Genomic DNA, 12,090 nt, shown 5'->3' on the forward strand with positions numbered 1-12,090 from the left:
TTAATTCAAATCGTGCTAACTTTAAAATAAAACATGCTAATTTCTAAAAATAAGCTATGCTAAGCCACAATACAAAAACGTTAATCTTTATTTTTTAAATCTTACTTATGCAAGTTTGCACTATAAATCAGCGTATTCCTTTTAATAACAAGGATAAAAAGTTGTAGAAAGCGATTTTCAAAAAGCAATTAAAAAACACTCATGCAAACTTTTTTAATTCATCAAACACTTCTTCATTGGGTTTGACTTCCCAGTTAATACGAGAGAGTAATTCTTTGTTTTTGAAATAATAATTCGCTTTTAATTTTAAGGGTTTAGCCTTATGGCCGCTTACTAAAATGATCACTTCATCTTTATCAATATTCATGATGTCTTGTGTGCTCAATAAATCCCACGCCTCTTTTCCTATACTAGAAGTCCCACCCATAATAAGCTGTCCTTTTTCTGTAGAATGGCTTCGTGTTTTTCTAGTCATCTTACCAATTTCTTCGCTCACTTGTTTAGCGTATTCTAAATCATCCATCTTGAAAATTACTTTGTAAGCCACGGTGCTATTAACAATTCTTGCATCTTCTCTACCATAATATTTTTCAATAAGAGCGTTGGATTGCGTAATAAAAATTAAAACCACACCATAGCTCCTGCTCAATGCGGGCATTTCTAATAAAAAAGGCAATTTACCAAAACGCACAAATTCATCTAAAAAGAGATAAACCCTTTCTTCAAATTTCTTACTCTCTTTCAATAGAAGATTTTTAGCAATACTTTCCAAAAGGATACGGATAAGCGGTGCGAGCGTGTCAATATCTGTTTGAGCGATCTTAATGTAGAGTGAAATATTGTCAGCCCTTAAATCCTCGTATTCAATAACTTGATAGCTTGTAAAGACTTGCATAAAACGGCTATAAATTGATTTAATGCTCGCAAACTCTTTGTCATTTGCTTTAGCCCATTTGTTCGCTTCGTTTCTAATAATAGGATCTAACATGCCCTCTTTCATTATAACATTGCCTTGATCGTCTTTTTCTAAATGATTCACAGAGCCATCATAATTTTTAGGATTTTCTGGGTCAGTATAGACTTGTTCGGCTACTTGTTTATACCATAGCAATTCCACATTGACATTAGGTTTCATTTTTTTAACGCCATTTTCTACTTTAGCCATATAACGCCCATTCTCTTTAACAAAACCATTATCGCTACTTTGACATTCATATAATTCAGTATAAAATCGGCTTTGTGGATTGATTAAGGGGACATAATTTTTTATAGGAGCGCTTGCAATTTCAAAAAAGGTGCTAGTGTTATGCACGCACAAATCATAAAGAGCGTAAAAGACAAATAAATTTTTAGCTTGCTGTGTCCAATGAGGGTCTTTATTTGCCCCATCTTCAGCAAAAATAGTATTACCCACTTCATCTACAAGCCTTCGCTTTCTGTTAAAATCTAATTTTTCTACGATGCGTTTGTCAAACGGATTGAATTTAAGCGTGTTATCATTTCCTAAGGGATTAAATACAAAAATTTTATTTTTTAAAACTTGTTGTCTGTAACCAGCCGTTAAATCAAACAACTCCCCTTTAATATCTAATACCACACAAGAGCTAGGCACATTTAAAAGATTAGGCACAGCCACAGCTGCGGTTTTACCACTTCCAGGAGGAGCGATGATTAAAGTAGAAAGCGGAGCATCATAATAAGTAGGCTTAAGCGAATTCACTCCTTTATATAGCCCCACACAAAAACCTTTGTTAAAATTTAAGGTCATAGGATAACTTTTAGAAGAACCTAGCGTAAAGACATCTTTGCAAGCCTTAGGAAGCATTTTAGTGTAATAATCTTTTTGAATGCTATTAAGCTTATGGAATAAATTGCTAGTTTTATCTTTGAATTTATCTTTTAATGTTTTTGACTTTTCTCTCATTTAAAATAATCCTTTTAGATATTTCATAAATGGCGTTAGTTTTACACTTAAAAATCCCCTAAATACAAAGATTAAGACACAAATCACTACTAAAAAGGATAAGATCGTAAAGAAAACCTTAGGTCTTTTCTTGGCAAATTGATAAACTTCATAAAATATACACCCTATAAAAACAAGCAATAGCGTAAAGCTAGAGACAACAAGCATTAGAGGTAAAATCAAAATTAAGAACAAGCCTTTAAAAATATTAAAAATATTGTATTCGTATTTAATAATATCTTTCATTTCAGCCCAAACTGCCTTGCCATGACTATCCATATTGCGCCCATTAAAAAATAAGTAGGCTGTCAAAAATAGCGGTAGTAACGCACAAAAAAATGAAAAATAAATCTCAAATTTAAAATGGGAAAAATTATGTAGATTAAGAATGGCGAAAAGAAAATTTAAAAATACGCTCTAAAGCTCAAGCTAAAATGCTTAAAATGAGGAATTTAAAACCATACCCACAAGCCCACCTTTCAACCTCTCAAAGCCTTTTGTTCGTTCAAAAAATATTTGCTGATATTAATAAAGAAATAAAAGCAGTTGCTAATACCGAGAAAAAAGTAGAAAAAGCGGGTTATGGTTATAGTAAAAGGGTGTAGGCATAAGAAAATAAGAACACCATAAAATCGTTTTTAGCTTATTTATGGTATTTTAAAAACTCTATGTTACCCAATTAGAACAGAGCCTTTTTAAAAGCTTAAGCTCACTAAAGTAAGGTAAAACTATGGGTTACAAATGGAGATTAAAACGCGCAATAAAACTCCAAAGAGCCGACTTTTTTAATCGTAATTTGCTTATGGTTTAACAAAGTTTCTAAATGCTTAAAGGCGTTAGGATCTAGTATTAAGGGGGCTTCTTCTGCGCTTAAAGGGCGCCTGGAAATCAAAGCGAGCAATTCGTCTATACCGCAAGAAATCAATTTTTTGGCTTGAGTAATGGATCGTTTAGGCAAACTCACGCAAAGCCCTTCAAAAAACAAAGAACATTTCAATAATTCATCTTCGCTCAATTTTGGGGCTTTAAAGCTTGAGGGCCTGTCTATGGTGCTTAAATCCACTCTGGCTATATTGATTTGTTTTAAAAAGGCAGCGATGAGCTTTAAATTATTCGCGCTATCATTCACGCCCTTAATTAACAGCACTTCAGCCACCAGTTGCCCTTGATAGATTTGAGAAAAGCGCAAAATCCCCTCTAAAATCTTGTTAATGTCTTTAGAATAGGGCTTATCCACTCTTTCAAAGGCTTTCAAATCAATAGCGTCTAAAGAAAATTTAACGATGTCAAATTCCTTTAAGGCTTGCTGGACTTTTGGCTCATAAAAGAGCGAGCCGTTGCTTAAAATCAAAGTTTTAACGCCCTTTAAAAAAGGCTTGATGCTTTGGATAAGCTCTAATAAATGAGGGTATAGCGTGGGTTCGCCATTAGCGGTAATGGTTAAAACATCAATGGGGGTGGTGAGGTTGTTTAAGGCGTTTTGAATGGCGTTAATCAAGGTTTCCACTTTGATCACTTCTCCCATGTACTCAATGGGCTTGGCTTTACCCAACTCGCAATAAATGCAATTGTAATTGCATTGTTTTTTAGAGGGCGATAAATCCACGCCCAAAGACTTCCCAAAACGCCTGGATAAAACAGGCCCAAAAACGACAGGCGGATTTTCTTTAGCCATTATTTTCCTCTAAAAACACGCGCTCTTTGCATTGGATGCATTCATGCGCCTTTTTTTTGCGATAGATTCTTTCACTCATCAAATAATGGCATTTCTCGCAACGCTTGTTAATGGGCTTATGGTTGGATAAAAAATTGCATTTAGGGTAATTGTTGCAGCCATAAAACGAGCCTTTCTTACTCCTTTTTAAGGCAATATCCCCTCCGCATTCTGGGCATTTCACGCCTTCTATTGTTTCTTTGGCGTTAGGGGTGTTTTTTAACGATTTGGTGTTTTTGCATTCAGGGTAGTTGTTGCAAGCCAAAAACGCCCCGTTTCTGCTGAATTTTTGCACCATTTCCCCTCCGCATTTTTCGCACAATTCTTGCTCGGCTTCATTATTAGCGGTTTCAGTTTGTTTGATGTATTTGCATTTAGGGTAATTGTTGCAAGCGATAAACTCCCCATAACGGCTATTCTTTTTGACTAATTCCCCCCCGCATTTAGGGCATGATTGGCCGGTTTTTTCATGCACTTTTTGAGAGATGATATTCTTTTTCCCAGATTCAATTTTATCCATAAAGGGGTAGTAAAAATCCTTTAAGACTTGCTGGTAGTCGGCTTTATTTTGAGCGATATTGTCAAGTTCTTCTTCTAAAGAAGCGCTGAATTTGGAATCCACAATCTCTTCAAAATGCTTTTCTAAAATTTCTATCACTTTAAAAGCGCTCTCTAAAGCGCTGATCTGCTTTTTTTCTACCTTGATGTAGTCTCTGTTTTGCAAAAGTGCAATCGTTGGGGCGTAGGTGCTGGGCCTGCCTATGCCTAAACTTTCTAAAACTTTAATCAAACTCGCTTCTGAATAACGTGCTGGAGGTTCTGTAACATGGGCATTGCTCTCTAGTTTTTCTAATTTAATGGGGTCATTTTCTTTCAAATTGGGGAGTAATTTGTCCTTATCGTCATTGCCTAAAATTTTATAATAGCCATCAAAAAGGAGTTTTCTCCCACTCGCTTTAAACTCGCCTTTTTCGCAAGCCACAACCACGCTCTGGCTTTCAAAAAGAGTGTCTTGCATTTGAGAAGCTAAGAAGCGTTTGTAAATTAAAGTATAGAGCTTTAATTCTTCAGGCTTAAGGTAGTCTTTTAAAGCGTTTGGCTCTAAAATAATAGAAGTGGGCCTGATCGCTTCATGGGCTTCTTGGGCGTTTTTATTCTTGCTGGAATAGACTTTGGCTTTAGGGGGTAAGTAGTCTTTGCCATAGTCTTTTAAAATCTTAGCTCTCGCTTCTTCTAAAGCCTCTTTAGCGATATTCAAGCTATCGGTCCTCATGTAAGTGATCACGCCCATAACGCCTTGCGGGGTGGCTACGCCTTCATATAATTTTTGAGCGATACTCATGGTTTTTGTGGGCGAAAAGCCTAAAAGACTGGAAGCGCTTTGCTGTAAAGTAGAAGTCATGAAAGGGGGCGGTGTGGGGGATTTTTTAGATTTTTTAACGATACTGGAAATAGTGTAGCTTTCTTTTTCCAATTCGTTTTTAATCTCTTGAGCTTTTTTTTCATCAATGAGTTCTTGGGCTTTGAGTTTGTTGCCCTTATAGCTGATGAGTTGCGCTTCTAAATGCGGCTCAAAGTAAGCGTCTAGCGTGAAGTAGGTTAAAGGCTTAAAGGCTTTGATTTCCCTTTCTCTATCAATCACAAGCTTTAAAGCCGCGCTTTGCACCCGCCCAGCGCTCAAACCTTTAGTGATTTTAGATGAAATCAACGAGCTGAGCTTGAAACCCACGATCCGATCTAAAAAACGCCTGGCTTGTTGGGCATTGACCTTAGACATGTCAATTTGTCGTGGGGTTTTTAGGGCGTTTAAAATCGCATTTTGCGTGATCTCATGAAAAACAATCCTAGGATAGCTCTCCAATTTCCCCCCAATCAAACATGCCACATGATAGCCTATCGCTTCCCCCTCTCTGTCTTCATCGGTAGCGATATAAGTAATAGATGCCTTTTTAGAAAGCTCTATGATCTGTTTGACAAGCTCTTTATGGTCTTTATCCACGACATAATTAGGAGTGAAGCCGGTTTCATCAATCTTAATGCCTAAAGCGAATTTGGACAAATCCCTAACATGCCCTTTAGAGGCGATGACTTCGTAATTTTTATCCAAAAAATTTTTAATGGTTTTGGCTTTTGCGGGGGATTCTACGATAATAAGGTGCTTCATTGAACGCCTTTAATAAAATGTTTATACCTATTAATGAATGATTGTAGCATAGAATTTTGACTAAACGCCCTATTGAACCATAAAAACTATAGCGGCACTAAAAATCAAAGAGTTGGAACACCCTTTGCTTGACTAAAATCAAATATCTATGCAAAGGATGCAAACATGAGTTTTAGGATAAATACCAATATCGCCGCTTTAACTTCTCATGCGGTAGGGGTTCAAAACAACAGAGACCTTTCAAGCTCGCTTGAAAAGTTAAGCTCAGGGCTTAGGATCAATAAAGCCGCTGATGATTCTAGTGGGATGGCGATCGCTGATAGCTTAAGGAGTCAAAGCGCGAATTTGGGTCAAGCGATCCGCAACGCTAATGACGCTATTGGTATGGTTCAAACCGCAGATAAAGCGATGGATGAGCAAATCAAAATCTTAGACACCATTAAAACCAAAGCCGTTCAAGCCGCTCAAGACGGGCAAACTTTAGAAAGCCGAAGAGCGCTCCAAAGCGATATTCAAAGGTTGTTAGAAGAATTGGACAATATCGCTAACACCACAAGCTTTAACGGCCAACAAATGCTTTCAGGAAGTTTTTCTAACAAAGAATTTCAAATTGGCGCGTATTCTAACACCACGGTTAAAGCGTCTATTGGCTCAACGAGCTCAGATAAGATTGGGCATGTGCGCATGGAAACCTCTTCTTTTAGCGGTGCAGGCATGCTCGCTAGCGCAGCGGCACAAAACTTGACTGAAGTGGGATTGAATTTCAAACAAGTCAATGGCGTGAACGATTATAAGATTGAAACCGTGCGCATTTCTACGAGCGCTGGCACTGGGATCGGAGCGTTAAGCGAAATCATCAATCGTTTTTCTAACACTTTAGGCGTTAGGGCGTCTTATAATGTCATGGCCACCGGCGGCACTCCCGTGCAATCAGGAACCGTGAGAGAGCTCACCATTAATGGCGTAGAAATTGGGACCGTGAATGATGTGCATAAAAACGACGCTGACGGGAGGTTGACTAACGCCATTAACTCCGTCAAAGATCGCACCGGCGTAGAAGCGAGCTTGGACATTCAAGGGCGCATTAATTTGCACTCCATTGACGGGCGCGCGATTTCTGTGCATGCAGCGAGCGCGAGCGGTCAGGTTTTTGGGGGAGGGAATTTTGCAGGAATTTCTGGGACACAGCATGCGGTGATTGGGCGCTTAACCTTGACGAGAACCGACGCCAGAGATATCATTGTGAGCGGTGTGAATTTTAGCCATGTGGGCTTTCATTCCGCTCAAGGGGTGGCGGAATACACCGTGAATTTGAGAGCGGTTAGGGGCATTTTTGATGCGAATGTGGCTTCAGCAGCTGGAGCGAACGCTAATGGCGCGCAAGCGGAGACCAATTCTCAAGGTATAGGGGCTGGGGTAACAAGCCTTAAAGGGGCGATGATTGTGATGGATATGGCAGATTCTGCACGCACGCAATTAGACAAGATCCGCTCGGATATGGGTTCGGTGCAAATGGAATTGGTTACCACCATTAATAATATTTCTGTAACCCAAGTGAATGTTAAAGCGGCTGAATCTCAAATCAGAGACGTGGATTTTGCTGAAGAGAGCGCGAACTTTTCTAAATACAATATTTTGGCGCAAAGCGGGAGTTTTGCTATGGCGCAAGCGAATGCGGTGCAACAGAATGTCTTAAGGCTTTTACAATAACAGCCCTTAATTTAAGGGGGCGTTAGCCCTTTTTATAAGTTATTTTTATAAGTTAAAATAATGGATATTTATCAAAAAAACTTACAAGCTCTTTTCAAAAAAGACCCCCTTTTGTTCGCAAAGCTCAAAGCCATTAAAGAAAACAAAAAATACGAAGTGTTTTTAGGGAATGATAGCGCGAATTTCAACCTCTTAGATAAAGAAACAAACACCCCCTTATTTGAAAAAAGCCCGCTAGATTCAAGCTTAGAGCTATACAAAAATAGCGAAATTTACATGCTTTATCCTTATTTGTATTATTTTGGCTTGGGTAATGGGGTGTTTTATCGCTTGCTTTTAGGCAATGGCAATTTAAAACGCTTGGTGGTCATTGAGCCTGAAATAGAAATTATTTTCATTGTGCTGAATCTTTTGGATTTTTCCACTGAGATTTTAGAAAATCGTTTGATTTTATTGCATGCAAGTTTTTGCAATTACAACATGATCGCTTCATTGTTTGATATGGATAAAAAGTCTCGTTTATATGCAAGAATGTATGATTTAAAACTTTTTAACGCTTATTATGAACGATACTCCCATCAAATGATAGAAATCAACCAGCATTTCACGCGCGCTTTAGAGCATGGCGCTATTAGCGTGGGCAATGACGCTAAAGACGCGCTTATAGGCATCAAACAGCATGCCGCTAATCTGCCTGAAGTCATCAAAAGCCCTAGTTTGGTGGATTTTGTGAACGCTTTAAAAAACAGAAACACCGCTATCATTGTCTCAACCGGGCCCAGTTTGAACAAGCAACTCCCCCTTTTAAAAGAAATCGCTCCTTACGCAACGCTTTTTTGCATAGACGCTTCTTTCCCTATTTTGGCTAAAGCCGGTATCAAGCCTGATATTGTGCTGTCTTTAGAAAGAGTGGATTTGACGGCGAAATTCTATGAAGAAACCCCCTTAGATTTTCAAGAAGGCGTTATTTTTGCTCTGACCTCCATTGTGCATAAACGATTGATTCAAGCGATTAAAAAGGGGGTTAAGCAATTCAGTTTCCGCCCCTTTGGTTACACCAACCTTTTTGATTTGCACCAGTATGGTTATGTGGGCATAGGCATGAGTGCAGCGAACATGGCGTATGAATTAGTGGTGCATTCTCGTTTCAAAAGATGCGTGTTTATCGGGCAAGATTTGAGCTTTTCACAAAGCGGTAACAGCCACGCTAGTGGGGCGATTTATGGCGATAGGGAGATCAAGCCTAAAAAAGATAAAGACAAGATTTTTATAGAAAAATACGGAGGTAATGGAGAAGTAGAGACCACTTTAGTGTGGAAACTTTTCTTAGAATTTTTTGAAAAAGATATTTTCAACACGCCCTATAAATTAGAAGTCATTAACGCTACTGAAGGGGGGGCTAGGATTAAAGGGACTAAAGAAATGCCCTTTAAAGAAGTGTGCGAAAGAATAGATAAATCCAAGCCAAAGCCTCCTATCAATCTTATTTATCCCACCCGATCAGAGCAAGATAAAAATTTAAAGATTGCCAAGCAAAAATGCGAAGAAATCATCAAATACGCCAATGAGAAAAAAACGCAAGTTGAAGAAACGTTTTTAAAGGTGGCAGAGTTTTTAGAAAAAGTGGAAAAGCTTCATGAAGAAAAAAAATTAGAAGAATTGGATTTTAAAGCATTAGAAAATTTGAGCGCTGAAATTGACAACGTTAAAGAGCTTTTTGATAACAAGCAATTCAATTCGTATTTTATGGATGCGATACAATCTTACATTTTCCACCAGGAATTGCATATCGCTGAAATCGTGTGTAAAAAAACGAGTAACGAAGACGAATTAAGGGCTAAGCAATTAGAATACATTTATGCGCACAAATACTGGCTTTTTAGTTTAGCGGGTGGGATGGATTGCGTGATAGAAGCGATCAAAATGGCTTTGAAAGAATGGTAAACCCCTTTTTAAGCGTATGTGTCTAGGTTGGAATAAATTTCAGGGGTATTTCCGCCATCAGCAAGGCTCTTCTCAACTTGGGATTTATCTTTAATCTCGCCGTCGTTATTGATAGCGTTTAAAGCTTGTAACCGGTCAAAATCAGGGGCGTTTTGCGTATTATTTTGGCTGAAACCATCTTGAATGCTGCTTTGTTGTAAATCCTGCTCCACTTGATTCCTATCTTTTATGGTTGCGTCATTATTGATATTGTTTAAGGTTTGGAGCTGTGTGAAATTGGGAGTGTAATGGGTGTTGATGGTCATGTTTTATCCTTTTTAGCTTTTTACACGCTCAATCGTGGATCATCATTATAGCAATAATCCATTAAATCGCCCAATCGTAAAACCTTGCATGAGTTTTCAATCAAATCAAAAACTTCCATGAGTTTAGAAAGCTCCCTATGGTAGGCAAAAATCCCGCACCCCTTAATGAAAACAAAATATTTCTTACTCTCTTGCAGTTGGCGTAAAATTTCTGTATCCGCTCTTTCTTGCCAGCTGTCATAGTCTTTGGGGTTAAAAATGGCGATTTCCTCACCCAAAGAACGATACCCTAAATAATCCCTAGGGAGCAATCGGTTGTGGCGCAAGGAATACGCTAGGCTATAAGGAGGGCGCGCGTAAGCGATGAATTTAGCGTCCAAAAACTCCCGATACACGCTCGCATGAATGGGCGAATCCAGGCTCGCTTCTTTCCAGCGGTAATCTATCTTGTCATGCAAGACCAGTAAGGTGTTTTCATTCAATTGATCAAAAACAGCGTTTCTTTTGTTGATCACAAACTGGTTAGCGCCAATGCGCGCTGAAATAGAGCCTTGATAAAGCCCAAAAAAACCCTTTCTAAACATGGATAATGAAATGCTTTGGAGCGAATGAATCAGATTGCTGTCAATGCCTCTTGTGTGTGTGTTCATGTTTAGCATGATAACAAGTTTTTTTAACAAAAGGTATTAGTTGCCCAATAGATCTAAATTAAATTAATTCTATAAAAAATCCTAATTTAATTCTAGTAAATAAATTTAGTGATACAGACTAAACTTTAAAGAAAAATCAGGTAATTTTTATCACTTTTTCAAAACAAGTGATAGATTATTAACTTTTTGCGCTATAATGCGAGAGTTCTTTCATCAAGAATGGTGATTGACGAGATTTTTCAAATAATGATGTTAAGAAGAATTAAAGTAGGTTCTGATTTGAATAAAAAAGAGAGTTTGTTAGATGCGTTTGTTAAAACCTATCTGCAGATTTTAGAACCCATTAGCTCTAAACGCTTGAAAGAGTTGGCAAACTTGAAAATATCTTGTGCGACGATCAGGAATTATTTTCAAATCCTTTCTAAAGAAGGCATGCTCCATCAAGCCCATTCTAGCGGCGCTAGATTGCCTACTTTTAAGGCGTTTGAAAACTATTGGCACAAGTCGTTGCACTTTGAAGTTTTAAAGGTGAATGAAAAACGCTTAAAAAGCGCGAGTGAAAATTTTGGGCTTTTTACGCTGTTAAAAAAACCCAGTTTGGAGCGTTTAGAAAGAGTCATTGAGTGCGAAAAACGCTTTTTGATTTTGGATTTTTTGGCGTTTTCTTGCGCGCTGAGTTACAGCGTTAAAATGGAGAAGTTTTTATTAGAGCTTGTGGGCAGGAGCGTTAAAGAAGTGCGCTTAATCGCTGCTTCTGTCAATGCGTTGAGTTTAGCCAAGCAATTAGAGCGTTTGGAGTATTCCAACACACAAATCACACGCTTTAATCTGATGGGGTTAAAAACGCTTTTAAACAGCCCTTTATTTTTTGACATTTTAGAGGGTAAGGTTTTGGAGCGTTTCAAAAAAGGGTTGCATTTTATAGAGCCTGATTGCATGCTGGTAATACGCCCCATAGAATTTCAAAACAAACGAATGCAACTACTTTGCGTGGGGAAATTGGAATGCGATTATGAAGGGTTTTTTCAAACGATTTCTAAGGAGGAATAATGAAAGATGAACACAACCAAGAACACGATTTAAGCCCAAAAGAGCCAGAATCTTATCAAAAGGCTTGCGCTTGCAAAGAACAACAAGGTGAAGAAATGCAAGAAGCACACGAAAAAGAAGGCGAGATCAAGGAAGATTTTGAGCTTAAATATAAAGAAATGCACGAAAAATACTTGAGAGTGCATGCGGATTTTGAAAACGTGAAAAAGCGCTTAGAAAGAGACAAGAGCATGGCGTTAGAGTATGCGTATGAAAAAATCGCATTGGATCTATTGCCGGTGATTGATGCGCTTCTTGGGGCTCATAAGAGCGCTGCAGAAGAAAATAAAGAGAGCGCTTTAACCAAAGGCTTGGAGCTTACGATGGAAAAGTTGCATGAAGTTTTGGCAAGGCATGGCATTGAGGGGATTGAATGCTTAGAAGAATTCGATCCCAATTTCCACAATGCGATCATGCAAGTCAAAAGCGAAGAAAAAGAAAACGGGAAAATCGTGCAAGTTTTGCAACAGGGCTATAAGTATAAGGGTAGGGTTTTGAGGCCGGCAATGGTGAGCATTGCTAAAAACGATTAAAACATTTATTTTAATAAG

9 protein-coding genes and 2 pseudogenes are annotated in these 12,090 nt (G+C 38.3%); 5 read left to right on the forward strand and 6 right to left on the reverse strand.

The genetic code is table 11. From position 1 onward, the window contains the following. Positions 1–199: 199 nt before the first annotated feature. Together IC572_RS01625 and IC572_RS01630 are read right to left on the reverse strand one after the other, a co-directional pair. A complete protein-coding gene (locus IC572_RS01625) occupies positions 200–1,924 on the reverse strand; it encodes a type IV secretory system conjugative DNA transfer family protein (RefSeq protein WP_187854841.1) in 1,725 nt (574 codons plus the stop codon). Continuing rightward, positions 1,925–2,353 (reverse strand): annotated as a pseudogene (locus IC572_RS01630) (hypothetical protein); the annotation flags it as partial. Between IC572_RS01630 and IC572_RS01635 the strand changes: the two are divergent. Next, positions 2,350–2,568 (forward strand): annotated as a pseudogene (locus IC572_RS01635) (DUF874 family protein); the annotation flags it as partial. The pseudogenes IC572_RS01630 and IC572_RS01635 sit on opposite strands and share 4 nt — an antisense overlap. A 143-nt stretch (positions 2,569–2,711) precedes the next feature. On the opposite strand, the gene IC572_RS01640 reads toward IC572_RS01635, so the two are convergent. Then, positions 2,712–3,638 (reverse strand): radical SAM protein, encoded by a 927-nt coding sequence (locus IC572_RS01640; RefSeq protein ID WP_187854843.1) that lies wholly within the window; start codon positions 3,636–3,638, stop codon positions 2,712–2,714. Further along, entirely contained in the window at positions 3,631–5,841 is a 2,211-nt protein-coding gene (topA, locus tag IC572_RS01645; protein WP_187854844.1) for a type I DNA topoisomerase, read from the reverse strand. Before topA ends, IC572_RS01640 begins: the two co-directional genes overlap by 8 nt. A 165-nt stretch (positions 5,842–6,006) precedes the next feature. Between topA and IC572_RS01650 the strand changes: the two genes are divergently transcribed. Together IC572_RS01650 and IC572_RS01655 are read left to right on the forward strand one after the other, a co-directional pair. Further along, positions 6,007–7,551: a flagellin B gene (locus tag IC572_RS01650; RefSeq protein ID WP_000010011.1), complete on the forward strand. Its 1,545-nt coding sequence runs from the start codon at positions 6,007–6,009 to the stop codon at positions 7,549–7,551. A gap of 60 nt (positions 7,552–7,611) precedes the next feature. Continuing rightward, entirely contained in the window at positions 7,612–9,495 is a 1,884-nt protein-coding gene (locus IC572_RS01655; protein ID WP_187854845.1) for a motility associated factor glycosyltransferase family protein, read from the forward strand. A gap of 8 nt (positions 9,496–9,503) precedes the next feature. On the opposite strand, the gene IC572_RS01660 is transcribed toward IC572_RS01655, so the two are convergent. After that, a complete protein-coding gene (locus IC572_RS01660) occupies positions 9,504–9,800 on the reverse strand; it encodes a hypothetical protein (protein ID WP_187854846.1) in 297 nt (98 codons plus the stop codon). Positions 9,801–9,820: 20 nt separating this feature from the next. After that, on the reverse strand, positions 9,821–10,459 hold the full coding sequence (locus IC572_RS01665; RefSeq protein WP_050835522.1) for a class II aldolase and adducin N-terminal domain-containing protein: 639 nt from the start codon (positions 10,457–10,459) through the stop codon (positions 9,821–9,823). A 210-nt stretch (positions 10,460–10,669) separates the two neighbouring features. Here IC572_RS01665 and IC572_RS01670 point away from each other — a divergent pair, with 210 nt between their 5' ends. Together IC572_RS01670 and grpE are read left to right on the forward strand one after the other, a co-directional pair. Then, positions 10,670–11,500 carry an HrcA family transcriptional regulator gene (locus IC572_RS01670; protein ID WP_187854847.1) on the forward strand — a complete coding sequence of 277 codons (831 nt, stop codon included), beginning with the start codon at positions 10,670–10,672 and terminating at the stop codon, positions 11,498–11,500. Continuing rightward, on the forward strand, positions 11,500–12,072 hold the full coding sequence (gene grpE, locus IC572_RS01675) for a nucleotide exchange factor GrpE (protein ID WP_187854848.1): 573 nt from the start codon (positions 11,500–11,502) through the stop codon (positions 12,070–12,072). Before IC572_RS01670 ends, grpE begins: the two co-directional genes overlap by 1 nt. Positions 12,073–12,090: the final 18 nt, after the last annotated feature.

Source organism: Helicobacter pylori (assembly GCF_014496485.1).
In the GTDB taxonomy this organism is placed as follows: Bacteria; Campylobacterota; Campylobacteria; order Campylobacterales; family Helicobacteraceae; genus Helicobacter; species Helicobacter pylori_DD.